The organism is Micromonospora sp. ATLC16 (assembly GCF_057196645.1).
Genome location: NZ_JBXUOW010000057.1, coordinates 1 through 26031, shown reverse-complemented (window position 1 = coordinate 26031; position 26031 = coordinate 1). Strand labels below are relative to the sequence as shown.

Below are 26031 nucleotides of genomic sequence, written 5' to 3'. Positions count from 1 at the left end.
ATTCAGCTCGAACGTCAAGCCGTGCCTGTCGCTGCACCGGCGCCGGTAGTCCTACACCGGCTTCCAATTCAACACCCGAATTTGTAATCCCCTAGTGTCAGCGCTCGTCGGCGGACGTGGCCCATACGCCCATGCCGAAGCCCCGCTCCACCGCCCCTGGTGACCGGCCCCAGCCGGCACCGGTTGGGTTGTTCCTCCCTCTCCTTCCTCTCTCCCTCGCACCGCGCACGCCCTGCCTGGCAGTGCGGGACTGGCACGGGCTGTCCGCGAGTCAGCTCGCCTACCTCATTCGCCGCTACACAGACGCGGGTGGCGTGGTGCTCGACCTCGACGCGCACCCCTCCGCCACCGCAACGACCACCTACCTGGGACGGGTACCGGCCCGGCTGGTCACCGGTCGCTACGGTCCGCACGTGCGGCTCTTGCCGTCCGAGCCCGGACACCCCAACCACCACACGACACGCCGGCCCTGCACGTGGGTCGACCTGATCCTCGCCACGCTGCCGCAGGGAACACAGGCGCATAACGCCAACAGCGCCGTCACAGCGATGCGGACCTGGCGACCTCTACTGCGCCCTGGCGGATTCCTGCTCGTCGGTCTCACTGCCCCGCCGCCTCCACCAGGCGAGGTCAGCTACCGCGCCACGGTCATCGCCGCCGCCCGCGCCGCCGGCCTCTACTACCACCAGCACATTCCCGCCGTCCTCGCCCCACTGCCCGAACACGAGCCACGCACCGCTCCCGAACACCCAGGCGAGGCCGACGACGGCCGGCGTCTGCTCGACGGCCGTCACCTTTCGACGTTCCGGGACTTGCTCGTGTTCGGCACCACCGCCACCGGTGAGGAGAACGCCCGTGCCTAAGCCTCGTCCGACGTCCCACACCGCCGGCCCGCACGACTTCGGATCGCCCCACCCCGACCCGTCCGACCTGGCGGCCCTGCTCGCCGACGGCTACCTGGGTTCGGTCTGGCTCACGGGCCAGGCCCCGTCGCGGGACTTGCGGCGCGGCCGGTACACCCCCGAGTCGTTGACGCATCCCGGCAAGATGCTGCCGACCATCCCCCGGTACGCCATCCGCACCTACACCAACCCCGGTGACGTGGTCCTCGACCCCATGGCCGGCATCGGCACCACCGTCATCGAGGCCATGCACCTCGGCCGCCACGGCATCGGAGTCGAGTACGAAGCCGAATGGGTCACCAAGGCAGCCGACAACATCCACCACACCGTCCAAGCCGGGGCACCAGGCCGGGGCGAGATCTACCACGGCGACTCCACCGCGCTGCCGTCCCTATTGCCGGCAAGCCTGCACGGGCAGGTCTCTTTGGTGATCACCTCACCGCCTTATGGATCGTCCACCCATGGCCACGTCCGCACCCCGGGACCGCGACGCGGCAAGGTCCGCAAGATCAATCACAAGTACGGCGGTGTCAACAACCTCGCCTACCGCAGCCACGGTGAGCTGGCTGACGGGTTCACCGAAATCCTCGCTGGCTGCCGGGCGGTGCTGCGGCCCGGTGGGCACGTCGTCGTCACCGCACGGCCCTACCGCCGCCACGGCGAACTCATCGACATCCCTGGCATGGTCGTCGCCGCTGGTATCAACGCCGGCCTGGAACTGGTCGAGGAATGCATCGCCCTCATCTGCGGCGTCCGCGACGGCGTGATCATCCCCCGCGCCTCGTTCTTCCAGCAGAAGAACATCCGCGACGCCATCGCCACCGGCGACCCCCAATGGCTCGTCCAGCACGAAGACGTGGTCATCCTGAGGGCGCTCTGATGGGCGACCGTCCGCCAGCCCAATCACCGCGGCCCTCCGCGACGAAACCCACGCCGACGGTCGAGTTCGACGCCGAACCGGAGCTGACTGAAGCCGTAGCTCGCGCGCTGCTGGCCCTGCTGCAACGCTCGCCAGTCATCCACGCTCAGGGTCCAGACGAGTCCACCAATGCTTGATCACTTCATGCCGGTATGCGTAGATCTGTGCATCAGCGCGTCCGCCGGCCACCCGATCGCCGGGTGGCCGGCGGACGCGCACCCCTCAACACCCCGGGAAGGCGCTTTCGGTGACCATCGACATACCCCGTATCGAAGACACTGCCGCCGCACTACTCGCCGACCGCGAACACCGACGATTCGCCTTCTACGGCCGGGTCTCCACCGAGGACCAGCAAGACCCGGTGGCGTCGAGGAACTGGCAGCTCAGCCGCGCAACTGGCCTCATCGAACCGGTCGGCGGCATCATCGTCACCGAGTTCTTCGACATCGGCCTGTCCCGCTCCCTGCCGTGGAAGCGCCGGCCCCAAGCCGCCAAGCTTCTCGACGCTCTCGCCAACCCGAACCGCGGTTTCGACGCCGTCGTGATCGGTGAGCCCCAACGCGCGTTCTACGGCAACCAGTACAGCCTGACCATGCCCGTCTTCTCGCACTACGGCGTCGACCTGTGGGTGCCGGAAGTCGGCGGCGCGATCGACCCCGAATCCGAAGCCCACGACCTGATCATGAGCGTGTTCGGCGGCATGTCCAAAGGCGAGCGCACCCGAGTGAAGGTCCGCGTCCGCACGGCGATGACCTCGCAGGCGAAGATCGAAGGACGGTTCCTCGGCGGGCGCCCACCCTTCGGATACCGCCTCGCCGACGCCGGACCGCACCCCAACCCGGGCAAGGCCGCCGATGGCCGCCGCCTGCACAAGTTGGAACCCGACCCGGCCACCGCCCCTGTTGTCCGGCGGATCTTCGCCATGTACCTCGCCAACAACGGCTACTTCGCCATCGCCGAGGCGCTCACCCGCGACGGCATCCCGTCACCGTCAGCCGCCGACCCTGCCCGCAACCCGCACCGCACCGGCGAGGGCTGGGCCAAGAGCGCCGTCAAGAACATCCTGTCCAACCCCCGCTACACCGGCCGCCAAGTCTGGAACAAACAGCGCAAGGACGAGGTACTCCTCGACGTCAACGACGTCGCCCTCGGCTACGAAACCCGCATGCGCTGGAACGACAGGGACTCGTGGGTGTGGTCCGACACGATCGCCCACCCGCCGCTCGTTACCGTCAACGACTTCGAGCTAGTGCAGACGATCATGGCGGCCAGCGGGCGGGGCCGCACCGGCAACCGACAGCGGAGGGTACGCCGCCACTACCTTCTTCGCGGACTCATGCTCTGCGGACTGTGCGAACGCAAGATGCAAAGTCATCAGGCGCACGAGATGGCCTACTACCGGTGCCGATACCCCAACGAGTACGCCCTCGCCAACCACGTCCAGCACCCCCGCAACGTCTACGTCGCGGAACGAGACATCGTCCCCGCCCTCGACAACTGGCTCCTCAAGGTGTTCGCCCCACATCGGCTGACCGACACGATCCGCCAACTCCACGCCGCCCAACCCCACGCCGGACCCGGCACCGTCGCGCCAGAGATCACCGCCGCGAACAAGATCATTGCCGCATGCGATGCCAAGCTCGTTCAATACCGCGCCATCGCAGACGCCGGAGGCGACCCCGCCACCGTCGCCGCCTGGATAGCCGAGGTCAACGCCCAACGCGCCGCCGCCGTCACTCAACGCGACCAATCAGCAGCACAGGCACAAGCACCCCGACGCCTCACCGAGGACGACATCCGGCGCCTCGTCGGCAGCCTCGACGACCTCCGCAACACCCTGCGGAACGCCCACCACCAGGACAAGAGCAACGTCTACCGCGCGCTGCGACTCGCCCTCACCTACAACCCCGGTCAAAACAAAATCAGCGTCGAGGCTAAGCCTGACGCTGATTACTGTGGGGTAACTGTACGTGTCCGAGGGGGGACTTGAACCCCCACGCCCTATACGGGCACTAGCACCTCAAGCTAGCGCGTCTGCCATTCCGCCACCCGGACCTACTTGCCCAGCCTACCGCGTCAACCTCGGTGATCCCATCAACCGCAGGCCGCCCGGTGGGCTGCACGGGGAGTTACTGTACACGGCGCAGTTGGATCATGCACATCGGCATCGGGCTCCGTCCGGTACTGGTGCCGAGGTCCGGTAGCGGTCCTTCGGCGGCTGCGTGCGTCGGGTAGCGTCGAGGTGCCCGTACCCGGCAGCATGGGCCTCGTGCCCCATGCCTCTCCTCTGGCCGTCGCTCAGCAACGGGCCCTCGCGCTGCGTGGTGCGGGTAACCTCGCCGGCGCCCGTCACCTGCTGGTCGATGCGGTCGAGTCCACTCGGCCGCCGTTCAGCAAGGATCATCCGGACGTGCTGAGCACCGCTCATCTGCTGGCCAGGTTGCATCGGGAGGCGGACGATCCGAGTGCGGCCCGGCGGGTGCTGGAGGAGGCGTTCGCCGCCGGGGAGCGGCGCTGGCCGCATGCCGACCCGCTGATGCTGGCGTTGGCCTTCGAGCTGGCGTCCGTCGCGGATGAGCTGGGCAATCGCCACGAGGCACGCCGGAACTACACCCGCGTGGCCGCTGCCGGCCCGGCCGTGCTCGGTGCCGACCATCCGGCGGTACGCACGGCACGGGAGTACCTCGGCGACGCCGCTCCCGTCCCTCAGTCCGCTGTCCCGACGGCCCCTCAGCCTGGTCCGACGAGCCAGTCCACTCGGGGAGCGTTGGACGAACCGACGGTTTCCCTGGCCACGCTCTCCACGCTGTGGAAGCCGCACGAGGCATCGACGGCAGCACCGGCACGTCCCGCCCCACCACAGATCCCGCCACCGCCCACCACGACGCCGCAGGTCCCGCCTCCGCCCACCGTGCCACCAAGCGCGGTGCCGCAGGTCCCGCGACCCACCTCACCGATCTCCGCTACGCCGCCCGGCCCACCACGCGTACCGCCGTCGGCCACGACACCGGCTGCCCCGCCGCAGGTCCCCATACCGCCCGGCGGTTCTGTGCCGCCGGTGGTGCCGCAGGCACGGACGGCTTTCCATGATCAGTCGACGTACCCGGTCGACCGGCCCCGACCGGCTGGGGTGCCACCCGCTCCGGTGGTTTCGGCTGCCGCCGTGGCCAGGCCGGCAGGCGGGGTGCCGGCTCCGTCGTCGCCTGCCCCGTCGTCGCCTGCTCCGTCACTCAGCGCATCGTCGGGCACGCCGTCCAGCCCGTCTCCGACCGGACCGGCTCCGCGCCAGCCGATCGAGGAGGATGGGCGGACCGGCGTGCGGCGGCCCTCCCCGGCCGCCGCTGGCGGCGGTGCGACACCGCCGGGCGTCGAGTCCACCTCGCCCGGGCATCCCGAGTGGGCCCGGCGCACCCTCCGGGTGCAGCAGATCGGGCCCCTGGTCGAAGAGGAAGCGACACGGGCCGGTCGGACGCCTGAGCCTCCGGCACCAGCGGAGGGTGTGCCCTCGCCGGTGAGCGCGTCTCCGGCTTGGTCGTCGGCGGTCACCGAGCCGCCGGCCGAGGGGCGGCCGGTGAGTGCGCCACCCGCCTCGATCTGGTCGGTCAGCGCGCCACCGGCGCTGGAGCAGCCCGCCGATACCGCCTGGAGCCAGGCCCAACAGATCAGCGGAGCCGCCGGCCACCCCGCGCCGGCCGGCGGGCCAGCTGGGTACCCACCGCCGACAAGTGGGGCGCCGATCAGCTGTCCACCGACGGGCAGAGCACCCACCAGCGGGACGGGCGGCCCACCGACAGGTGGAGTCATCCACCCCGCTCCCCCGTCGTACGGGCCGGTGAGCGGTGCCGGCCCGTACGGGGGCCCGGATGGCGCAGGCAACCCGTACCGGCCCGCGGTCGGTGCGCAGCAGCGTGACCCCCGGCTTGCGGGTCCGGGTCATGGAGCCCAGCCGCACGGCTCACCGGCGTACCCACAGGATGCGCCGCCGCCATATCCGGGGTCTGCCGCGCCGCCGGCCTGGGGTTCGGCCGGAGCTCAACCTCCGGGGATCGCCGCGCCGTACCAGAGGCCGTTGGCGATGTCATCGACGGAGCCGGCGCCGGGTCGTAACCGGGTGGCGATCGGGGTGGCGGTGGTGGCGGTCCTGGTGGCCCTGGCCGCGGTGGTCGGGGTGGGGCTGTTGATCCTGGACCGACGAGCCGCGCCTCCGTCGGAACCGGCGTCGGCGCCGACCTCGCCACCGGGATCGGTCGGCCCGCCCCCCGGCGACCTGACGATGCGCGACGGCACCACGACGATCACGTTGACCTGGACGGACCCGTCGGACGGGCTGGTGCCGTTCATGGTGGCCGGTGGGCGGACCGGGCAGTCGCTGGGAATGATGGCCACCGTGGACCCGGGTCGGACCAGTTACACGGTCAACGGTTTGAGCACCCTGGTGAACTACTGCTTCGCGGTGCTCGCCGTGTACGACACCGACGAGTTCGCCACTTCCAACCAGGTGTGCACGTCCCGGTAGGCCGATCTGTCCGGGCTGACGGGAATCCGACCGGTCCTGGACGGACAATCCTGGCGGGACACGCCGACGACACGCCACGCTGGGTGTCCACGGCCGGACGGTGCGGGTTCCCGGCATCCGTAGCGTGACCATATGATGGCTCCCGGCTCAGGGGAGGGGTCGCCGTACGGGGGCGCCACCTGCCGAGACGACACGGGAGGCTGCCGGCTGTGGCGAGCATCGACGAGGCCGTTCCGACCCGCACCCCACGATCCCGTTCCCGGGTACGCGGTGGTCTCGTGACCGTGGGTACGGTGCTGGCGCTGCTGGCGGCGATGGGGTTGACCGTGCTCGGTCTGGGCTCGGCCGACAACGCGGTGGCCAACTACGACGCGAGTTCCTGGTTGTGGAGTGCGGCGCGCAGCGAGTTGGCGCGGGTCAACGGGGTCACCGCCCGGGTGGACACCCGGGTGGAGGTGCCGGCGACGCGGCGGCATCCGATGCAGGTGACGCAGACGGACCGTCTGCTGGTGCTGCGGGATCTGAACACGGGTCAGATCAGCACGTTGGACCTGGCGACGTTGCAGATCACCGCGACCACGCCTACCACTCCCGGGCTCGGGGTGAGTGTGGCGTTGCACGAGGACGCGGCGTTCGTGGTGGACGCGGTCCAGGGCGTGGTGCGGCAGTTGGATCCGAGGTCGCTGGCCCCGGTGGGCGAGCCGGTGCGCTATCCGCCGGGGATCACCGGCGGCGCGTTCGACGGCGAGGGCCGTCTGTGGGTCGCGGTGCCGGCGGAGGGCACGGTCTCGGCGATCACTCCGGCGGTGCTGCCGTCGGAGGCGGCGGACCCGCCGGTGGGTTCGCCCCGGGTGCAGACGTACGACGTGGCGGAGGCGAGCCACGAGTTGGTGGTATCCACGTTGGACGACGGTGTGGCGGTGCTGGACCGCACGGCCGGGACGCTGGTGACCGTCGTGGAGGGTGCGACCCGCCGTACGGCGTTGGCGTCGACGTTGACCGGGCCCGGCATCCTGCCGGTGCGCACCAGCGGGCCGGTGGTGCCGGTGACGGTGCCCGGGCAGCGGCAGGTGCACGCGATCGGCGACGGGGGCGAGGTGCGGTCGTTCACGGTGCCGGGCGACGGTGACCGGCTGGGTCCGGCGGTGGCCTGGGCCGGGCGGTTCTACTGCGCGGACGAGGCGGCGGGCACGGTGTACGCGTTCGACGCGACGGGCCAGTTGACCGACACGATCCGGGGCCGGTGGGGTGGCCCGCTGGAGTTGGAGGTGCGGGAGAACTACCTGTTCATCAATGCGCCGGACGCGGCGACCGCGCGGGTGGTCGACGATTCGCACCAGGTGCGGGAGGTCGACAAGTACGCCAACGACGTGCTCGGTGGTGATCCGCCGCCGGAGCCTCCGCCGCCACCTCCGCCGCCGAAGAAGCCTCAGGTGAGTAAGCCGGGTGCGCCGCGCAACGTGAGTGCGGCGGCCGGCGACGCACAGGCCAGGGTGAGTTGGCGGCCGGCGGCGGCCAACGGTGCCGAGATCATCCGGTATGTGGTGGAGGGGGCCGGGCAGCGGCTGGAGGTCGGCGCGAACCAGCGGTCGGTGGAGGTCACGGAGCTGACCAACGGCGAGACGTACCGGTTCTCGGTGCACGCGGTGAACGCGAAGGGCGCGGGGCCGGCCCGGAACAGCAACCCGGTGACGCCGACCGCGGAGGTGCCGGACGCGCCGACCGAGGTGACCGCCGAGGCACGGGCGGACGGCACGGTGGTGGTGACGTGGCCGGAGGCGAACGGTCAGGGCAACACGATCGCCCGGTACGCGGTGTCGGCGACCTCGGCGGGCGCGAACGCCCCGGTCGGTGAGGCGACCGGCACCGAGTTGGTGGTGAAGGCCGGTGAGCTGGAGTACGGCACGCAGTACGCGTTCACGGTGGTCTCGGTGAACGACAAGGGGGCGGCGTCGGAGGCGTCGCCGGTGAGCAACACGGTGGTGCCGTTCACGGTTCCCGGTGAGCCGCTGGAGTTGCGGGCGAGCACGGTGGCCGACCAGCCGGGGACGGTGGCGGTGCAGTGGGCGCCGGCGGTGGCCAATGGCCGGCCGGTGACCGGTTACGTGGTGCAGGTGGGTGACACGCGCAGCGAGGTCACCGACACCCGGGCGACCGTGGGTGGCCTCGGTGACGGGCAGCACGTGACGGTGCGGGTCCGGGCGGTCAACGAGGCCGGCGAGGGCGCGCAGGCGACGACGACGGCGCGTACGGTGGCGGCGCCCCGGGTGACGGTGACCGGCTCGTCGGCGACGGCGACGGCGGCGACGGTGACGTTCACCGTGGACGCCGGCGGCGGTCAGGCCAGTTGTACGCTGTCCCGGTCGGGTCGGCCGGCGAAGAGTGGCCCGTGTTCGAGCATCACGATGAGCGGGTTGGCGCCCGGCACCAGCTACACGTTCACGGTGACGGCGACCAACGCCGCCGGCAACGGCACCGCCACCAAGGCTCAGCAGACCGACGCCCTGTTCGGCGTCGCCACCTGCGAGAACGGCCCCGACGGCGACCAGCGCACCTACTGTGACCGGGACCGCGACGGCCGCAACGGCAACGAGATCTTCTCGGTGCCCCGGCAGGACAACGATCGCCAGGAGGGCTGGGCGAAGCCGGGTACCCGGTTGAAGGCGTACTGCAAGGTGCGGGGCACGGACATCGACTCCTGGATCTACAACGACCATAAGCAGAGCACCTGGTGGGTGCAGGTCGAGTACAGCGGACGGAACTACATCCCCTGGGCCTGGCTCAACCTGGAGGGCGGGGACGACATCGACGTCCTACCCACCTGCTGATCCACCCCAGGCGAGGAGCACCACCGTGAACAGCCAGGAACCGCTCACCCAGCAGGAGGTGCAGGGCTTCGCCGCCCTGGCCGCCCGGCTGGCCGAGAACGTGAACACGGTGGTGCTCGGCAAACCGCAGGTGGTGCGGCTGGCGTTGACCGCGTTGTTCGCCCAGGGGCATGTGCTGCTGGAGGACGTTCCCGGGGTGGGTAAGACGACGCTGGCTCGGGCGATCGCGGCGACGGTGCAGGGGCAGTGGCGGCGGATCCAGTTCACGCCGGACCTGCTGCCCTCCGACGTGTCCGGGGTGACCATCTTCAACCAGGCCACCCGGGGCTTCGAGTTCCATCCCGGCCCCGTCTTCGCCAACATCGTCATCGCCGACGAGATCAACCGGGCGTCGCCGAAAACGCAGTCGGCGCTGCTGGAGGTGATGGAGGAGCGGACGGTCACCGTGGACGGGGTGCGGCATCCGGTGCCGCAGCCGTTCCTGGTGGTGGCCACCCAGAACCCGGTGGAGATGGACGGCACGTACCGGCTGCCCGAGGCGCAGCTGGACCGGTTCCTGGTGAAGTTGTCGGTGGGGTATCCGGACGAGTCGGTGGAGGTGGAGGTGCTGCGCGGGGCGACGGTCCGCTCCCCCGAGGCGCTGGCGGCGGTGACCGACACCGCCACCGTCGGCGAGATGGTCCGGATGGCCCTGCGGGTGCACATCGCCGAGCCGTTGTACGCGTACGCGGTGCGGCTGGCGGCGGCCACCCGCACCCACCCTCAGGTCCGGGTCGGCGTCAGTCCACGTGGGGTGATCGCGTTGACCCGGGCGGCGTGCGCGTACGCGCTGATCGACGGCCGGGGCTGGATCATGCCGGAGGACCTGAAGATGCTCACCGAGCCGGTCTTCGCGCACCGGCTGCTGCTCACGCCCGATGCCCAGGTGCGCGGGGTGACCGCTGCGGACGTGCTGCGGCAGGCGGTCGCCTCGGTGCCGGTGCCGCTGCCGTCGGGCCAGCCGGCCCCGGCGCACCCCTGACCGGCGAGGGCTGGCGTGGGGATCACCACCCGGGGCATCGGTCTGCTCGGCTCGGCCGTGCTGCTGCTGGGGGCGGGCTTCCGGTTCGGGTACCCGGAGCTGACGCTGCTCGGCGCGGCGGCCGGCACCGCCCTGGCGGTCGCCCTGGTCGTCGCGGCCCGGCGGCCCCGGCTGCTGGTGTCCCGGCAGGCCGACCCGGACCGGGTCGCCCGGGGCGAGCCGGCCGCGATGTCGTTGACGGTACGCAACGCGGGACGGATGCGGGCGGCGAGCATGCTGGCCACCGACCGCTGCGGTGACCGGGTGGTGCCGGTGCCGGTGCTGCGGTTGCGGGCCGGCGCGGACACCACGGTCAGCTACCCGGTGCCGACCAGCCGGCGCGGGGTGGTGCCGGTCGGGCCGCTGCGGGTGACCCGCCGTGACCCGCTCGGCCTGGTGGTGCTGGCTCGCCCCTACGGCGATGTCGTGCCGGTGTGGGTGTATCCGCGCGTTCACCCGCTGCGCGCGGTGCCGACCGGCGCGGGGCGCAGTCTCGACGGGCGGGTCGACGCGGTGCCGCACGGTTCGATCACCTTCGACTCGCTGCGGGAGTACGTCGTCGGTGACGAGTTGCGTCGGGTGCACTGGCGTACCAGCGCCCGGGTGGGTGAGCTGATGGTACGGGAGAACGTGGACACCAGCCTGCCGCGGATCGTGGTGCTGCTGGACAACCGGGTCGTCGCGCATCCGGACCGGGTCGGCGCGGTGGCGGAGTCGTTCGAGTCGGCCTGCGAGGCAGCGGCGTCGGTGGTCACCGCGGCGGTCCGCGAGGATCTGCCGGTGGTGCTGCTGTTCGTGGCCGCCGAGGACCCCACTGCCGGATCGGGCGACGGTGGTACGGGCGGCGGGTCCGGTGACGTCGTGGCCGGCGACGGGTCGGGTACCGGTCCTACTGGACCGTTGGACCGGTTGGCGGCGGTGACGCTCACCGGCGAGGGGACGCTGGAGGCCGCGGCGGCACGTCTGCGGCGCGATCGGCTCGGCGACACGCTTGTCGTCCTCACCGGAACGGGAGCGACGGAGGATCTGGGGCATCTCGGTGCGCTGCGCGGCGCGTACCCGTCGGTGGTGGTCGGGATCTTCGGGGCGGCGGAGCCGACGCCGCCGGGCGCGGCGGGCCTGGTCGTCGTCGACGCGGCCGACGGGGCGGCCTTCGCCGCCGAATGGGACGGGGTGCGCCGGTGGTGAGGCTGCTGCGGGCGGCGGTCGTGCCGGCGACGCTTGTCGTGCTGGTCACGCTGGCCGGTGCGGTGCTCGGACGGGTGTACGCGGGGTCGCTGCTGACGATGCTGGTGGCCGGGGCGGCCGTCGGGTCGGTGCTGGTCAGCGTGCTGACCCGGCGGCTGCCGTCCTGGCTGGTGGCGCCGGTGTCGGTGCTGGCGATGCTCGGGTGGACAGCGGTCTGCCTGCGGGTGGCCGCCGCCGACGCGCAGGTGCCGGGCGGGTTCGTCGAGGTGGCCGGCGATGCCGCCGGTAACGCCATCCCCCGGCTGCTGACCGCGATGATCCCGGTGGAGGCGACGCCGGACACGATCCTGCTGCCGGTGGTCGCCGCCTGGCTGGCCGGGCTGGCCGGCGCGGAGGTGGCGCTGCGGGCCGGGCGGGTGCTGCTGGGCTACCTGCCGCCGGTGCTGCTGCACGCCGGCGCGGTGTACGTGGTCGGACCGAATGCGGAGCCGGCGATCGGTGCGACGGTGACGTTGGTGGTGGTGGCGGCGCTCGGGCTGGCGGTGCCGTCCCGGCCCCCGGAGGGTGACCCGGTCGACGGGCTCGCCCCGGCGGTACGGTCCGGGGTACGGGTCCGGCTGGCGGTGGCCTCGGCCGCCGGTACGGCGGTGGTGGTGGCGCTGGCGGCGCTGCTCGGCCCGGCGGTGGCCGCCCTGGTGGACACCCGCCCGGTGGATCCCCGGCGGTATGTGGAGCCGCCGCAGGTAGAGACGCTGGACGAGAACCCGCTGATCCGGATCTCCGGTTGGGCGTTGAACCCGGAGCAGGAACTGTTCCAGGTGGCGACCGACCGCCCCGGCGGCGCCGGCCCGACGGACCCGGCCGAGGGTTCCACGACGGACAGTGCCGGGGGGCGGATCAGGTTGGCCGTGCTCAGCGACTACGACGGGGTGACCTGGCGGGTGGGCGCGACCTACCGCAACGCCGGCCGGATCCTGCCCGCCCCGGAACCGGCCCCGCACGCCACCGTGAAAACGGTACGACAGGAGATCACCGTCGGTGACCTCAGTGGACGACTGCTGCCCGCGGTGCCCACCCCACGCGAGGTCAGCGGTGCCCGGGTCGCCTACGACCCGGGCACCGGCACCCTGATCCGTCCCGACGGTCTCACCCCCGGGCTGCGCTACACGGTGACCTCGGCCCGGGAACACCCGGACAACAACCTGCTGGCCACCGCGAACACCCCGACCGGCGACGCGGTGGCCCGGGTGCTGCACGTGCCCGACGGGGCACCGGAGCAATTGCGGCGGCTGGCCTCCCAGTTGGCCGAGGAGAACGGCGCACCGTACGCGCGGGCGGCGGCGATCGAGCAGTGGCTGGCCGAGCACTACCGGCTGGTCGCCGACGCGCCGAGCGGCCACGCCTACCCGAACCTGGCGTTCTTTCTGTTCGGGCCGCGCAACGGCGGCGGACAGCGCGGCACGTCCGAACAGTTCGCGGCGTCGTTCGCGGTGCTGGGTCGGCTCGCCGGGCTGCCGACCCGGGTGGTGGTCGGGTTCGCCGCTCCCGGGTCGGGTCCGGTGCGGGCCGCCGACGCGTACGCCTGGCCGGAGGTGCTCTTCGACGGCCTCGGCTGGGTGGCGTTCGATCCGCTGCCCAGACCGGACGAGGAGACCCGGCCGGTGGAGGAGGACTTCCGCCCCCAGCCGGAGGACCCGCCACCGTCGGAACAGCCGGAGCCCACCCTGGAGCCGACCGCCACACCACCGGCGCAGGCCGCACCCGGTGGCCCCACGGGCAGCGGAGGCGTACCGACGCCGGTGCTGGTGGGTGGCACCGGCGGTGGGCTGCTACTCGTCGTCGTGGCGCTGCTGGTCACCCTCGCCGGGCTGCGGCGGGCACAGACCCGGGCCCGCCTGCACCGGGCCGACCCCGGCCACCGCATCGCCGGCGCCTGGCGGGAGCTTACCGACGCGCTGCGGCTGGCCGGCCAACCGGTCGCCGCGGATCTGTCCGCCACCGAGGTCGCCGCCGTGGCCACACGAACCCTGACCGAAGCCGTTCGTCGCGACGTCGTCACCGCCGAAGCCGCCTCCACCGCCGACGAGGACCGTCCGGTGTCGACGGCGGCGCTACTCGCCGTCGATGACCTCGCCACGCTGATCAACCAGGTTGGCTTCGCGCCCGGCACGGCTACCGCCGAACAAGCCGAGGTCGCCGCTGAGGCCGCCACCACCTACAGCGCGACGCTGCGCGCCGCCCGCCCCCACTGGCGTCGCCTGTTCTGGTCGGTGCACCCGGGTCCCCTACGCTGGCCCCGCTAACCCCACCCGCGCCCACCCTCCTACCGCGATCATGCAGTTGTGGCACGTGACAAACAGGACCCTCCGCAACCTTTCGGGTGCCACAACTGCATGATCGGCGACGCGGTGAGGCGGAGGTATCGGCGATCACGTGGGGGTGGTCAGGCGGCGGACGAGTTTGCGGAGGCCGGACTGCCAGCCGTCCGGGTCCTCGGCGCGACGGCGGGCGTAGTCGGCGACCTCCGGGTGCGGCAGGATCAGGAATCGTTCCTCCGCCATCCCCGCCACCGCCGCCGCGGCCACTTCGTCCGGGCTGAGCACCGCGCCGGAGGCCGCGATGATCCGGGCACCGAGGTGTCCGGCGGCCAGCCCGGCGGCAAGCATCGGGGTGTCGACTCCCTGCGGGCACAGCGCGCTGACCCGGATCCCCTGGTCCCGGTAGGTCACCGACAGCCACTCGGCGAACCCCACGGCGGCGTGCTTGGTGGTGGTGTACGCGGCATCGCCGACGGCGGTCAGCACCCCCGCCGCCGAGCAGGTGTGCAGCAGGTAGCCGCTGCCCCGGGCGAGCATCGCCGGCAGCACCGCCCGGGCGGCGTACACGTGGGCGAGCACGTTGACCCGCCAGGACCGTTCCCAGCCGGCGTCGTCGACCTCCACTCCCCCGCCGGTGCTCACCCCGGCGTTGGCGCAGAACACGTCGATCCGGCCGTGGCGGCGTTCGGTGTCGGCGACCAGGGCGCGTACCTGTTCCTCGTCGGTGACGTCGACGGCGACCCCACGGGCCAGTGGGCCCACGCCGGCGGCGACCGCCTCGGTGGCGGCACCGTCCAGGTCGGCCAGGACCAGCGCGGCGGCACCCTCGGCGGCGAACCGTCGGGCCAGCGCCGCACCGATTCCCCCGGCCCCGCCGGTGATCACCGCTACCCGCCCGGTGAGGTTCACGCCGGCTCCTTCGCGTCGCGCCCGAGCCGGGCGACAAGTGTGGCCAACGCCGCCGGGTCGGCGCCGGTGACCTCGGGGGTGGGCAGCAAGGCCAGCACCGGTACGTCCACCCCGGCGTCGACGTACCGGTTCACCTGTGCCCGGCACTGCTCCGGCGGGCCGTGCAGGATCAGCGCGTCGACCACCTCGTCCGGGATCGCGGCCAGGGCGCCTCGCCGGTCGCCGGCGGCCCACGCCGCCCACATGTCGGCAAGCGTCTCCTGCCGGCCGAGCCAGCGGTGGAACTCCGCGTACGCGGGCACGGTCAGATAGCTGGTGATCATGCGCCGGCCGAGGGTGCGGGCGTACCGGGCGTCCTCGGTGGGACAGACGAAGATCCGGGCGACCACCTCGAACTGCGGACGCCGCTGCCCCAGCTCGGCCACTGCCCGGGGCACGTCGGTGGCGGCGAGCCAGTTGAGGATCACTCCGTCGGCCTCGGCGGCGGCCAGCCGCAGCATGCCCGGACGCAGCGCCGCCAGCAGCAGCGGTGGCGGGACCGCCGGCGGCCGTTCCAGGGCGAACCGGCGGACGGCGAAGGTGTCGAAGGCGCCGTCGACGGTCTCCCCGCGCAGAGCCGAGCGCAGGAATCGCAGCACATCGCGGGTGCGCCGGAACGGTTCGGTGAACTCCACGGCGTTCCAGTCGGAGACCACCACCGGCGACGACGCGCCGATGCCGAGGGCGAACCGGCCCGGGGCGACGTCGGCGAGCGCGGCGGCGCTCATCGCCAGCAGGCCGGGTCCACGGGTGAACGCCGGGGTGATCGCGGTGCCCAGCCGCAGCCCGGGCTGCCAGGCGGCGGCCAACGTCAGCGGAGTGAACGCGTCGGCCCCGTTGACCTCGGAGGACCACACGTCGGTGAAGCCAGCGTCGGCGAGCGCCGCGTACACCGCGGCGTGGTCGACGAGCGGAATCCCGCCCAACGGCACCGTCATTGCCCATCGCGTCGTCATCGGTCGATGGTGCCCGTCCCGCCGTCTTCGGGCAAGGTCGTCGAGGCGGGCCGCAGGACCGGTACCAGCCTTCCCAGCGTGACCTTCTCCCTCGTGGCCCGCTCCGACGACGGCCGGCTGCACGGCGTCGTCGTGGCCAACCGTATCCTGGCCGCCGGGGCGCTGGTGCCGGGCGCCACGGCCGAGGTCGGCGCGATCGCCACCCAGGCGGGCGGATGCACGGCGGGTCCCGGCGGTCGGGAGTCGGTCAGCCGCCGAAGGTGAGCAGACGGATACCGGCGACGTCGAGGGCCTCCTGCTCGGCCCGGCTGCGCGGGTCGCGGCCGGTGGCCTTGCGGATCAGGGTCAGCCGGTCCCAGCCGAGGTACGCCGGCAGGGCCTGCCCGCCGGTGAGCAGATCGGCGATCGCCTGGGCGGCTGCCGGGGTCAGCCACGGCGGCCGGTCCAGCGCCTCGGCCAGGTCGAGGCCATGCACACCGACCTCCACCACCCGGGTACGCAGGAACTCCGTGACCGTCATCGCGTCGCCGTGTCGGGTGCGTACCACCCGGTCGGCGGGGTGGGCGTCGACCGCGGTGAGGGTGGCCCGCCACGTCCGGTCGAAGTCGACGTCGAGCATCGCGCCGGTCCGCTCCGACCTGGTGTCGGCGTGTTGTCGGGTGGACTCGCAACGCGCGGACTCGATCCGGGCGGCGTCCACCGCCGGGACGAACTTCGCCGCACCGAAGTAGCCGGCGGCGTCGACCTGGGCCGGTCCGGGCACCGTGACGGCCAGCATGTCGGCCAGCCGACCGGCTCCGGTGCTTACGTGGGCCAGCAGGTCGGCCACCGTCCACGGGGTGCAGCGGGTCGGGCGGTCGAGGTCCGACCGGTCGAGGGTACGCAGCACCGCGCCGAGCCGGTCGCACTCGTCGCGGAAGGCCGACCGTACGACGCCCATCCGGTCAGCCCTTGTAGCGGGGAACCAGACGGTGCACGGCGGTGAGCACCAGCGCCATCACCACTGCCATGGTGCCGGCGATGCCGGCGGCGCTGCCCGCGTAGCCGACGAGCAACGGACGGCGGGACAGCTCCGCCGCCGGGGTGGATCGCATGCCCACCAGCCACCACAGGGCCAGCGCGCAACCGGCGATCGCGAGCAACCCGCCCACGCCCAACAGCAGGGCGGTGAGCCGGTGCGCGTCACCGGGCTCGACCTCCGCGCGTTCCCGCTGCGTGATCAGCAGCAGCAGGCCGGCCAGCGCCGACCAGACGCCGACCACCAGGAACGCGGCGACCGCGTCGCTGGGGCGGTGCCAGCCCGCCGACAGGGTCGCCATTCCGGCGGTCGCGGCGTAGCCGGCACCGATCACGGCCCCGACGGCCCGCACCTTCGGCGGAAGCACGAGCACCAGGGCCACCGCCACCGAGCCGGCGACCGTGGTGTGCCCGCTGGGCAGGCTGTTGCCGACGTACACCCGTTCCAGGTCGATGCCGTAGTCGGGGCGGCTCAGTCCGTACTTGAGCAGTTGGGTGGCGACGTTGGCGCCCGCGATCAGCAGGGTCGCCGCGACGGCGAGGGCGACCCGGCCGCGGATCAGCGCGATGAATCCGATCATCACGGTGACCGCCAGCAGCGACACCACGGACATGGCGTTGAGGATCTGGTCGACCGGTTCCTCGATGTGGTCTTGGCCGATGCGGTTACCGGTGAGGGCCACCGTGTCGATCCACTGACCGGCCTCCGTGTGCAGGGCGAACTTCCAGACGGCGATGAAGGCCGCCGTCTGGATGAGGGCCAGCACGACCAGCCAGACCGCTGTACCACCCCTGGGCGTCACGCGCACCCGCACAACTTAGCGGCACGCCTCCGACGTCCGGCCGGTGGCCCGCCCGTGGCGTGGAGATAGGTTTGGCCGCAGGTGAAGAGGAGGGAACGTGACCGGTACCTCGGGGCGTGACCCCACCACGGTCGGGCGAGGCGAGTCACTGGCCGATCTGCTCGGTGGGCGTCGAGGCGCCGTGGACGCCACCGTGCCGCCGGTCGCGTTCGCGGTGGGCTGGCTGGTGGGCGGTAGGTCGGTCCTGGTCGGGGTGGTGACGGCCCTGGTCGCCGGAGCGGTGGTGGGCGGCTGGCGGTTGCGCCGCGGTGACCGGCCCCGGTCGGTGTTGGTCGGCCTGCTGGCGGTCTGCGTGGCCGCGCTGGTGGCGGTGCGCACCGGTCGAGCCGAGGACTTCTTCCTCGTGCAGGTGTTGGCCAACGCCGCCAGCGCGTTGGCCTGGGCGGTGAGCATCATGGTCCGGTGGCCGCTGCTGGGGGTCGCCGTCGGCGCCACGCTGGCCCAGCGCGGACGCTGGCGACGTGACCCGGCGCTGCTGCGGGCGTACGGGCGGGCCAGTTGGGTGTGGACGGGGAGCTACCTGCTGCGGGTGGCGGTGTTCGTGCCGTTGTATCTCGGCGGTCACGTGCTCGCCCTGACCGTCGCCCGGGTGGGACTGAGCTGGCCGCTGGTCGCGGCGGTCCTGGCGGCCAGTTGGGCCGTGCTGCGCCGGTCACTGCCGGCCGGTCATCCGGGGCTGCGGCACCCGGTGACGTCGCAGACCGAGCCGGGCGCGAGGGCACCCGACGACGGCGCGTCGACCGCTCCGGGGCTGGAACAATAAGGGAGAGGCCGCCACGGGGGGAGCGGCCTCTCCGGTGATGTACGTTACTCCGTCCCAGGCCGGGTTGTGATCCCAGGGCGGTCACTTTTTTTCGCTATGTGCGCGCGGTGCTCGGCGGTTCAGGGTGGTGGGGTGGGCCGACCGCTCCGCTGCGTCGGCCAGAGGGCCGACCCACCCCGGCCTGACCGTGGGTGTCAGGCCGTCAACCGGACCTGCCTCTACCCCCGAGGCTCGGCCGGTGCCTCCGGGTGGGTCAACACCCACCCGGAGGAGTCCGTTCAGTCGTTGGGGAACAACTTCCCGTAGTCGGCGTAGGCCATGGCGACGTCGGCCTGGGCCCAGAAGCGGTGGTAACGGAACTCGGGCTCCGGCCCACCATCGAGGTACGCCTGCACCTTCGGCCACGCCGGGTCGTCCTTGTAGAACGACCGGATGTCGACGAAGCTCTTGCCCGGGGCGATGACGTCACCGTTGGGCATCTCACCGGTCCAGCCCGGCGGGATGTACAGGCCCTGCCCGGTGGAGGCGTCGTAGACGTCGTCGAAGCGCCGGTAGTCGCCACGCTTCTCCACCGTCGAGACACCCTCGGCGTCGCTGTGCGAGTGCAGCGCGTCCAGCAGCCCCTTGGCGGTTTCCTTCGCCTCGGTGTTGCCCGACTTGGCCGCGTACGCGATCAGGGTGCGGGCGTAGGCGGCGGCGACGCCGACGTCCTGGCCCTGGACCGTCACCTCGACGTGCAGGTTGTTGTTCGGCTGCGGGTTGCTCGGGTTCCAGTTGGTGGGCTGGCCGGTCCACTCCATGTCCGACGGGATGGACCAGTCCTCACCCAGCGTGGTGTGCTCGATCGCCCACGGCACCCACTTGTCCAACAGCGCCTTCGCCTTGGCGTTGCCACTGACCAGGTACAACTCGGCGATGCGCTGCATCGACCAGGCCTGCATGCCGAACCACTGGTTCGACGGCGGGTCGTTGTAGACCGGGTCCTCGTCGTAGAACATGCCGTAGAAGGTGGCCGTGCCGGCCGGCGGCTGGCCGTAGTGCCCGCCCCAGCTGTTGGTCGCGCCACCGGCGATGCCGCCCTCGGCGGACTGGAGCCAGGTGTAGAGCTCCAGCTGCCGGTTGAGGCTGTTGGTCCAGTCCGCCGCCGCCGTCGGCGAGCGCGGCTTGAGCTCGTCGACGTTGGTCAGCGCCCAGGCCGCGAACGGGTTCTGGTAGCCGAAGTGGCTGTGGCTGGAACCGATCCGCCAGGACCAGTTCTGGCTGGTCTCGTACGCGCCACCCCAGGCGTAGTACCAGGAGAGCAGGTAGTGGGCGGAATCGCGGCCGGAGGCGGCCGGGCAGGCGCTGGCCCCGACGCAGTTGCCGATCCGCTTGAAGTACTTGTCGAACAGGGCGTACCGCAGGTAGTCACCCATCTTGGCGGCCTTGGCCACGGTGGCCGCGACGTCGGCCTCCTTGTTCTGCTCCTTGGCCCAGGTCAGCGCCCAGTACGCGGCCTGCACGGCGCGGGCGTCGGCGTCCGGGGCGTTGGTGTACTTCCACTGCTTGGCGGGGGCCTGGCTCTCCTTGATGAACAGGTCCAGGTAGCCGTACTGACCGCCGTGGGCGAAGGTGTCGCAGGACGGATGCGGCACGGTCTCCCACACCGACTCCTGGGTGCCCCGCTGGAAGGTGTTGATGTAGGCGGGGCGGGTGGTGCCGTCGCCGCAGTGGCCGTAGCCGTAGACGTTGTCGACGTCCAGCAGCCAGTGCATGCCGTAGATGGAGCCGGTGTTGTAGGTCGACCGCAGTTCCGCGCGCAGCGGGTCCTGGCCGACCGGCACGTTCGAGTCCAGCTGCGACGGGTACTCGCTGGGCAGGTCGTGCTCGGCGGCGTAGGTGGCGTCACCGGCGGAGCCGGCGGTCGGCTGGTCGGCGTCGGACGGGATGATGTACTTCTCCATCACCGTCCAGGCGCTGTTGAACGGCGCCCAGTTCTGGGTCACCCGACCGTAGTAGGCCTCCAGCCACAGCCAGAAGCTGAACGCCTCGGAGGTGGTCTCGTGGCCGTGGTCCGGCGCCTCGACGATGAGCGTCTCGATGGAGTGGTACGGCACGCCCTCCGGGCTGAAGTAGCCCGAGTTCTTGATCTTGTTGTACTGGGTGAGGAAGCGCTGCACGTACTCGCCGTCGCCGCCGGGCACGTCGTTGTCGATCTCGGTGACCGTGACGGTCGCCGGCGTGTGGCCGGTGGCCGAGGCGGTGACCGTGGCGGTGCCGCCGACGGTGTCTTCGTCCTCCGCGGCCCGGACGGTCACGTCGACGCCGGTGTTCCAGTTCGACGTGGTCAGCGTCGCCGAGGTCGGCGTGACGGTGACGTCCGTGTCGCCGGTGCGCGCCAGGCTCACCGCGACGTTCGCGGTGGGCGCCCGGTTCAGCTTGAGGCTGAACGTCGAGCTGCCGCCCTCGGGGACGGTCACCGCGGTCGGCGTGGCGACCAGGGCCGGCGAGGTGGAGCCGGCGACGGTGAACGACCGCTCGGCGATCGCGGACAGACCGCTGTTGTCGTACGCCCGGGCCTGCACCGTGTAGTCACCGGCGGGCAGGCTCTCCAGGGTGTACGCGTACGGCGCGCTGGTGTCGGTGTTGACCAGCAGCCCGTTGCGGTAGAACTCGACCCGGGCGATGGTGCCGTCCGGGTCGCTGGCGGTGGCGGTCAGCGGCACGTTGGCCGGGGCCGTGAACGGGCCGGCGGGCACCGACAGGCTGACCGTCGGGGGCTGCTGCGCCGTGCCACCGCAGGTGACCCCGTTGACCGAGAACGAGGTCGGCTTCCCGTTGGTGCCGGAGTGGGAGCCGTTGAAGCCGATGCTGGTGCTGCCGCCGGCCGGGATGTTGCCGTTCCAGGACTCGTTGACGGCGGTGACCTCGTTGCCGCTCTGGCTCCACCGGGCCGACCAGCCCTGGTTGACCCGCTGGTCGCCGGGGAAGGCGAACTTCAGGGTCCATCCGTTGATCGCGTCACCGGTGTTCTTGATGGTGACGTTGGCGGTGAAGCCGTTGCTCCAGTCATTTGTCGTATAGACCACGTCGCAGGCCGGTGCGGCCTGTGCGGCGGCGGCGGGGACGGTCGCCCCACCGATCGCCAGCGCCGCGGCGGCGAGCCACGCCAGGCGCCGACGTTTAGCCAGGTTTCTCATCTGCGCGGTGTCTCCTCGGACCGGGCCGGTGGCGGTGGCGCCCCCGGCGGTGACGCCTCGGGAAGGACAGGTCCGCCGAGGTGTCATGGGATGGTGGTCGCTGCGACCCTGGTGGGGCCGGCGCGGCGGGGCGCCGTGCGAGACGGCAACTACTCCCGCTGCTGGCAGGACGCCGTACCGGACGAGCCGGAAGCCCTCGGCGACCCACGCTCACGCGTACCTTGGCTCCGCGCGGTCGATCGACAGTCTGCCATGGAAGCGCTCCCAATGCCAGCAAGGGAACTTCCGGAAACACTGAGTTGTTTCGATCTCGTTTTGGGGCTTTCACAAAGCCGTGACGGGCGTTACAGTCGCAACAACGTCGATGGGAGCGCTTCCATCGACAGAGTTCCACCCGGAATATCGCTCGGGGTCGTGCCCACGGCCCCGGGGAAGAGACCGCAGGCCGACGGCGGGCCAGCCCGGACACCGCCGTCAGCCGTCACCCCACCACAGTGGAGGGAGGTGGATCCTCAGCCACTCGCGTGGCCCGGCTCCCGCGCGACACGCACAACTGGAACGCCAATCCGAACGTGCGTGTACCGCAACACGGTGGGGACGGGGGTTGCCCTCCCCCGTCCCCACACTAAACCCCCGTTCACGATGGGAAAAGAGGCCGACGGGTCAGACGCGCAGAACCCGCGCGCCCCGCACGGCAGTCGACCCGCCCGCCGACCGCCATCCGCGACGCCCCGCCGACCGCCCGGGCGCGCACCACCGGTCCGCCCGCGGTACTCGGCGCACCCGGTCCCGCTCGCACCAACCGCCCGACCGGCACAGCGCCCTCCCCCACCCCACGTCATCCCGCCACCGAGGCCGTCCGCCCCACCCCTCGTGACGACTCGACCCGGCGGGGACCGCCTACCCTCTACCCTTTGTTGGGAGCGCTCCCGGGCTCAGGCGGTCGTCCCCATCCACGAGGAGAACCCATGTCGATACTCACCAGGCGGCACCTGCTGCGCCGCGCGGCGCACTCGGCCACCGCCGCCACCCCGGTCAGCGCCGTGCTCGGCGCCACCGTCGCAGCCACCACCGCCACCGGCCTCGCCGGCTGCCAGCCCGGCGACCCGGCCGACGACACGGCCACCGCGTCCTCCCCGGCCACCCGGCGTTCCTTCCCGCCCGACTTCGGTTGGGGTGCCGCGACCTCCGCGTACCAGATCGAGGGCGCCGCCAAGGAGGACGGCCGCGGCGAATCGATCTGGGACACGTTCAGCCGCGCACCGGGACGCACCCGCAACGGCGACACCGGCGACGTGGCCGCCGACCACTACCACCGCTATGCCGAAGACCTCGATCTGATGCGCGACCTGGGGCTGCGCAGCTACCGGTTCTCCATCTCCTGGCCGCGCATCCAGCCCGACGGAACCGGCGCCGCCAACCAACGCGGCCTCGACTTCTACCGTCGCCTCGTCGACGGTCTGCACGACCGCGGGATCGCCCCGATGGCCACGCTGTTCCACTGGGACCTGCCGCAGAGCCTGCAGGACACCGGCGGCTGGGAGAACCGCGACGTCGCAAAACGCTTCGCCGACTACGCCGCCATCGTCTTCGACGCCCTCGGCGACCGGGTACCGGTCTGGTTGACCATCAACGAACCGAAGACGGTGGTGCAGAACGGCTACCTGTCCGGCCACCACGCACCTGGCCGGCAGGACACCGGCGCGGCGTACCTGGTCGCACACCACCTCCAGCTCGCCCACGGCCTCGCCGTCCGCGCCCTACGCGCCACCGGCGGCAAGAGCCGCATCGGACCCGCCCTCAACCTGCACCCCTGCTATCCCGCCGACGACTCGTCCGCCGCCGCGGAGGCCGCCCGCCTCTACGACGGTTACGAGAACCGCCTTTACCTCGACTCCGCGCTGACCGGCAGCTACCCCGCCGACGTGCTGGCCGACCTCGGCCCCGACAGCCGGATGGTCCGCGGCATCCGCGACGGCGACCTGGAGATCATCTCCACCCCGATCGACCTGCTCGCGGTGCAGTACTACACCCCGATCTACGTCACCGCGTCCGGCGACACGGCACGCCGCTGGCCCACCTCCGAGGCGGAGTGGCAGCAGATCTACCCCGACGGGATGTACGACGTCCTGACCCGGGTCACCCGCGACTACGGGCCGATCCCCCTCACCGTCACCGAGAACGGCCTGCCCACCCCCGACGAACTCAGCGCCGACGGCACCGTCGAGGACGACGGTCGGGTCACGTTCCTCCGCGACCACCTGACCGCCGCCCACCGGGCCATCGCCGAGGGCGTGCCACTGGAGAGCTTCCACGTCTGGTCCCTGCTCGACAACTTCGAGTGGGCCGAGGGCTACGAGCAGCGCTGGGGGTTGATCTACGTCGACTACCCCACCCAGCGTCGGGTGTTCAAGCGCAGCGCCCACTGGTACCGCCAGGTCATCGCGGACAACGCGGTCTGACACGTCAGCGCGGCGGGGGGGCGCCCCCCGCCCCGCCCCCCCCCCCCCCACCAAAAACCAAAAAACTTAAAAAAAAACAATTGCCACCTGGTCGCCGCCGGCGCCCCGCCCCCCCCCCCCCCCCCCCCCCCCCCCGCGGCACGTACGATCCCGACATGCCTGAGCACAACCGTCTGGGCCGGCCGTTCTGGACCTTCTGGAGCGCCGCCGCGCTGGCCAATCTCGGCGACGGCATCCGGGTGGCCGCCTTCCCGCTGCTGGCCGCCGCACTCACCGACGACCCGCTGGCCGTCGGTGCGGTTGCCGCCGCGCAGTTCCTGCCGTGGCTCGTCTCCGGGATGCTCGCCGGGGCCCTCGCCGACCGCCGAGCCACCCGCACGCTGCTCGCCGCCGCCGACACCGGCCGCGTCGTGGTGCTGGCCGCGCTGGCCACCACGGTCGCCCTGGGCTGGGCCACCATCTCGCTCGTCGTCGCCGCCGCGTTCCTGCTCGGCGTCGGCGAGACCATCCGGGACACCGCCGCCCAGACCGCCGTACCCAGGCTCGTCCCCGACGCGCAGCTGGAGAAGGCCAACGGGCGGCTGGTCGCCGGGGAGATCGTCGGCAACGAGTTCGTCGGTCCTCCGGTGGGCGCCCTGCTGTTCGTGCTGGGTGCCGCCATCCCGTTCGCCGTCAACGGGGCAACCCTGGCCCTGGCGGTGATGCTCGTGCTCTCGCTGCCGCTGACCCTGGCGCACCGGGCGACCCCAGCCGCAGGCGACGCCCCGCCGAGCACCGACGGCGACGGCGCCCTGGCCGGTCTGCGCTGGCTCGTCCGCCAGCCGATGCTGCGCACCCTGGTGCTCGTCACCGCCGCCGTGGCCGCCGCGGACACCGCCTGGTTCGCGATCTTCGTGCTCTACGCCCGCGACGCCCTCGGCCTCGGCGCGTTCGGCTTCGGTCTGCTGCTGGCCACCGGCGCCGCCGGTGGCCTGATCGGCTCGTTCGCCGCCGACCGTCTCGTCGCCCGCTTCCAGCACCGGTCCGTGTTGACCTGGTCCATGGCCGTCACCGCCGGCGTGCCGGTCCTGCTGGCCGTCGTCGGGCACCGCGCCGTCGCGGTGGTCGTGGTGGTCACCACCAGCGCCGCCTTCGCGGTGCTCAACGTCGCCGCGCTGTCGGTACGCCAACGGCTGGTGCCGGGCGGGCTGCTCGGTCGGGTCATCGCCGCCTCCCGCGTGGTCACCTACAGCTGCACCGCGCTGGGTGCGCTGGCCGGCGGTGCCCTGGCCGCCCGAGCCGGCATCGAGGCGCCGTTCCTGTTCAGTGGCGTCGTCGCGGTGGCCGCCACCGTCGCCTGGTGGGTCGCCTCCCGACCCACCACCCCCGGCGCCGCGCCCGGCCTCCGATAGCGTCAGCCGGCCGCCCGCCGTCCCGCCGGATCAGCGGGGCAGCGCCTGCTGAAGCTCGGCGCGCAGGGCCGGGGTCAGCATCTCCCCGGCCTGCTTGGCCAGCCGGGCCATCTCGTAGCCCACCACGCCGATGTCGGCGTCGGCCGCCGCCAGGGTGGCCAGGATCGAGCCGTCGCGTACCTGCATCACCAGGAAGTAGCCCCGGCCCATCTCCACCACGGTCTGCTTGACCACGTCCCCGTCGAACATCTGAGCGGCACCGGCGGTGATGCTCATCAGTCCCGAGGTCACCGCGGCGAGCTTGTCGGCGTGGTCCCGTGGCAGGTGGTCGGATATCGCGACCAGCAGCCCGTCGGAGGAGACCACCACCGCGTGCGCCACCCCGGGCACCCGCTCCGCGAACGCGCTGACCAGCCAGCTCAGGTCGCGAGCCTCCTGCGACAACGTCGTCACTTCCGTCCTCCTTCGCTCCACGCCCCGAGCGGTGGCACGGGTATCTCGGTGGTCTCCTCAGCCTCTGCCCGCCGTACGCCGCTGTACAACCTGGACAACATCCCGCCGACGGCTTCCGGGTCCGGATCGTTGCGGGCGGCCGACTGCTGCTCTGGACGGGCCGGCTGGGTCACCGCACTGAGTTGCGCCATCGGCACCCGCATCGGCAGGCCCCGTTCGTTCGTCCCGGCGGTCACCGGCACGGCCGGCGGGGCCGGCGCGCCGGCCC

General features: G+C 72.1%; 19 protein-coding genes, 1 tRNA gene and 3 pseudogenes. 14 read left to right on the top strand and 9 right to left on the bottom strand.

Features of this window, described 5'->3' with window-relative positions; all coding sequences use genetic code 11:
* The first annotated feature begins 131 nt into the window (after nt 1-131).
* From AC2CHE_RS20785 to AC2CHE_RS20775, 3 genes are all read left to right on the top strand, one after another.
* The gene (locus AC2CHE_RS20785; RefSeq protein ID WP_348650219.1) at nt 132-863 is read left to right on the top strand and encodes a class I SAM-dependent methyltransferase; all 732 of its coding nucleotides are present in this window, start codon (nt 132-134) and stop codon (nt 861-863) included.
* Nucleotides 856-1782, top strand: coding sequence for a TRM11 family SAM-dependent methyltransferase (locus AC2CHE_RS20780; protein ID WP_484506544.1), 927 nt, complete (start codon nt 856-858; stop codon nt 1780-1782). The genes AC2CHE_RS20785 and AC2CHE_RS20780 overlap by 8 nt, the downstream gene beginning before the upstream one ends.
* Nucleotides 1783-2068: 286 nt before the next feature.
* Complete coding sequence (locus AC2CHE_RS20775; RefSeq protein WP_484506543.1) at nt 2069-3811, top strand: recombinase family protein; 1743 nt, start codon at nt 2069-2071, stop codon at nt 3809-3811.
* Here AC2CHE_RS20775 and AC2CHE_RS20770 read toward each other — a convergent pair.
* Nucleotides 3793-3876, bottom strand: a tRNA-Leu gene (locus AC2CHE_RS20770). The two genes, AC2CHE_RS20775 and AC2CHE_RS20770, sit on opposite strands and share 19 nt — an antisense overlap.
* A gap of 214 nt (nt 3877-4090) precedes the next feature.
* Between AC2CHE_RS20770 and AC2CHE_RS20765 the strand changes: the two are divergent.
* Nucleotides 4091-4529, top strand: a pseudogene (locus AC2CHE_RS20765) (tetratricopeptide repeat protein); the annotation flags it as partial.
* A 100-nt stretch (nt 4530-4629) separates the two neighbouring features.
* A complete protein-coding gene (locus AC2CHE_RS20760) occupies nt 4630-4911 on the top strand; it encodes a hypothetical protein (protein ID WP_484506558.1) in 282 nt (93 codons plus the stop codon).
* On the opposite strand, the gene AC2CHE_RS20755 is transcribed toward AC2CHE_RS20760, so the two are convergent.
* Complete coding sequence (locus tag AC2CHE_RS20755; RefSeq protein WP_484506557.1) at nt 4912-5625, bottom strand: hypothetical protein; 714 nt, start codon at nt 5623-5625, stop codon at nt 4912-4914. It abuts the gene before it with no gap.
* Nucleotides 5626-5896: 271 nt separating this feature from the next.
* Between AC2CHE_RS20755 and AC2CHE_RS20750 the strand changes: the two genes are divergently transcribed.
* The 5 genes from AC2CHE_RS20750 (at nt 5897) to AC2CHE_RS20730 (ending at nt 13716) form a co-directional block, all read left to right on the top strand.
* Nucleotides 5897-6337 carry a fibronectin type III domain-containing protein gene (locus AC2CHE_RS20750; protein WP_484506555.1) on the top strand — a complete coding sequence of 147 codons (441 nt, stop codon included), beginning with the start codon at nt 5897-5899 and terminating at the stop codon, nt 6335-6337.
* A gap of 218 nt (nt 6338-6555) precedes the next feature.
* Nucleotides 6556-9165, top strand: a complete 2610-nt coding sequence (locus tag AC2CHE_RS20745) for a fibronectin type III domain-containing protein (protein WP_484506554.1) — start codon at nt 6556-6558, stop codon at nt 9163-9165.
* A gap of 25 nt (nt 9166-9190) precedes the next feature.
* The gene (locus AC2CHE_RS20740) at nt 9191-10186 is read left to right on the top strand and encodes an AAA family ATPase (protein ID WP_484506542.1); all 996 of its coding nucleotides are present in this window, start codon (nt 9191-9193) and stop codon (nt 10184-10186) included.
* A gap of 15 nt (nt 10187-10201) precedes the next feature.
* Nucleotides 10202-11413 carry a DUF58 domain-containing protein gene (locus AC2CHE_RS20735; protein ID WP_484506541.1) on the top strand — a complete coding sequence of 404 codons (1212 nt, stop codon included), beginning with the start codon at nt 10202-10204 and terminating at the stop codon, nt 11411-11413.
* The gene (locus AC2CHE_RS20730; RefSeq protein WP_484506540.1) at nt 11389-13716 is read left to right on the top strand and encodes a transglutaminase TgpA family protein; all 2328 of its coding nucleotides are present in this window, start codon (nt 11389-11391) and stop codon (nt 13714-13716) included. Before AC2CHE_RS20735 ends, AC2CHE_RS20730 begins: the two co-directional genes overlap by 25 nt.
* Before the next feature lie 126 nt (nt 13717-13842).
* Here AC2CHE_RS20730 and AC2CHE_RS20725 read toward each other — a convergent pair whose 3' ends face one another.
* Nucleotides 13843-14640 (bottom strand): SDR family oxidoreductase, encoded by a 798-nt coding sequence (locus tag AC2CHE_RS20725; protein WP_484506539.1) that lies wholly within the window; start codon nt 14638-14640, stop codon nt 13843-13845.
* Nucleotides 14637-15617, bottom strand: a complete 981-nt coding sequence (locus AC2CHE_RS20720) for an LLM class F420-dependent oxidoreductase (RefSeq protein WP_484506553.1) — start codon at nt 15615-15617, stop codon at nt 14637-14639. Before AC2CHE_RS20720 ends, AC2CHE_RS20725 begins: the two co-directional genes overlap by 4 nt.
* A 96-nt stretch (nt 15618-15713) precedes the next feature.
* Between AC2CHE_RS20720 and AC2CHE_RS20715 the strand changes: the two are divergent.
* A pseudogene (locus AC2CHE_RS20715) lies at nt 15714-15845 on the top strand (DUF1028 domain-containing protein); the annotation flags it as partial.
* Between the two features lie 37 nt (nt 15846-15882).
* Here the strand turns inward: AC2CHE_RS20715 and AC2CHE_RS20710 are convergent.
* Both AC2CHE_RS20710 and AC2CHE_RS20705 read right to left on the bottom strand, forming a co-directional pair.
* Complete coding sequence (locus tag AC2CHE_RS20710) at nt 15883-16575, bottom strand: maleylpyruvate isomerase N-terminal domain-containing protein (RefSeq protein ID WP_484506538.1); 693 nt, start codon at nt 16573-16575, stop codon at nt 15883-15885.
* A gap of 4 nt (nt 16576-16579) precedes the next feature.
* Nucleotides 16580-17467 carry a phosphatase PAP2 family protein gene (locus tag AC2CHE_RS20705; protein ID WP_484506537.1) on the bottom strand — a complete coding sequence of 296 codons (888 nt, stop codon included), beginning with the start codon at nt 17465-17467 and terminating at the stop codon, nt 16580-16582.
* Nucleotides 17468-17552: 85 nt separating this feature from the next.
* Here AC2CHE_RS20705 and AC2CHE_RS20700 point away from each other — a divergent pair, with 85 nt between their 5' ends.
* Nucleotides 17553-18278: a DUF3159 domain-containing protein gene (locus tag AC2CHE_RS20700; RefSeq protein WP_484506536.1), complete on the top strand. Its 726-nt coding sequence runs from the start codon at nt 17553-17555 to the stop codon at nt 18276-18278.
* Between the two features lie 278 nt (nt 18279-18556).
* Here the strand turns inward: AC2CHE_RS20700 and AC2CHE_RS20695 are convergent, their stop codons facing one another.
* Nucleotides 18557-21457, bottom strand: coding sequence for a glycoside hydrolase family 48 protein (locus AC2CHE_RS20695; RefSeq protein WP_484506535.1), 2901 nt, complete (start codon nt 21455-21457; stop codon nt 18557-18559).
* A 968-nt stretch (nt 21458-22425) separates the two neighbouring features.
* Here AC2CHE_RS20695 and AC2CHE_RS20690 point away from each other — a divergent pair.
* The gene (locus tag AC2CHE_RS20690; protein ID WP_484506534.1) at nt 22426-23919 is read left to right on the top strand and encodes a GH1 family beta-glucosidase; all 1494 of its coding nucleotides are present in this window, start codon (nt 22426-22428) and stop codon (nt 23917-23919) included.
* 155 nt (nt 23920-24074) lie between these two features.
* A complete protein-coding gene (locus AC2CHE_RS20685) occupies nt 24075-25310 on the top strand; it encodes an MFS transporter (protein WP_484506533.1) in 1236 nt (411 codons plus the stop codon).
* 30 nt (nt 25311-25340) lie between these two features.
* On the opposite strand, the gene AC2CHE_RS20680 is transcribed toward AC2CHE_RS20685, so the two are convergent.
* Together AC2CHE_RS20680 and AC2CHE_RS20675 are read right to left on the bottom strand one after the other, a co-directional pair.
* Entirely contained in the window at nt 25341-25763 is a 423-nt protein-coding gene (locus AC2CHE_RS20680; RefSeq protein ID WP_093408063.1) for a roadblock/LC7 domain-containing protein, read from the bottom strand.
* A pseudogene (locus AC2CHE_RS20675) lies at nt 25760-26031 on the bottom strand (nitrate- and nitrite sensing domain-containing protein); the annotation flags it as partial. The gene AC2CHE_RS20680 and the pseudogene AC2CHE_RS20675, both read right to left, overlap by 4 nt.

Excerpts from the sequence above, each read along its gene's own strand:
- AC2CHE_RS20785 (WP_348650219.1), top strand. The coding sequence starts at position 132 with ATGCCGAAGCCCCGCTCCACCGCCCCTGGTGACCGGCCCCAGCCGGCA.
- AC2CHE_RS20755 (WP_484506557.1), bottom strand. The coding sequence starts at position 5,625 with ATGACTCCACCTGTCGGTGGGCCGCCCGTCCCGCTGGTGGGTGCTCTG.
- AC2CHE_RS20750 (WP_484506555.1), top strand. The coding sequence starts at position 5,897 with ATGTCATCGACGGAGCCGGCGCCGGGTCGTAACCGGGTGGCGATCGGG.
- AC2CHE_RS20730 (WP_484506540.1), top strand. The coding sequence starts at position 11,389 with ATGGGACGGGGTGCGCCGGTGGTGAGGCTGCTGCGGGCGGCGGTCGTG.
- AC2CHE_RS20720 (WP_484506553.1), bottom strand. The coding sequence starts at position 15,617 with ATGACGGTGCCGTTGGGCGGGATTCCGCTCGTCGACCACGCCGCGGTG.
- AC2CHE_RS20710 (WP_484506538.1), bottom strand. The coding sequence starts at position 16,575 with ATGGGCGTCGTACGGTCGGCCTTCCGCGACGAGTGCGACCGGCTCGGC.
- AC2CHE_RS20695 (WP_484506535.1), bottom strand. The coding sequence starts at position 21,457 with ATGAGAAACCTGGCTAAACGTCGGCGCCTGGCGTGGCTCGCCGCCGCG.
- AC2CHE_RS20690 (WP_484506534.1), top strand. The coding sequence starts at position 22,426 with ATGTCGATACTCACCAGGCGGCACCTGCTGCGCCGCGCGGCGCACTCG.
- AC2CHE_RS20685 (WP_484506533.1), top strand. The coding sequence starts at position 24,075 with ATGCCTGAGCACAACCGTCTGGGCCGGCCGTTCTGGACCTTCTGGAGC.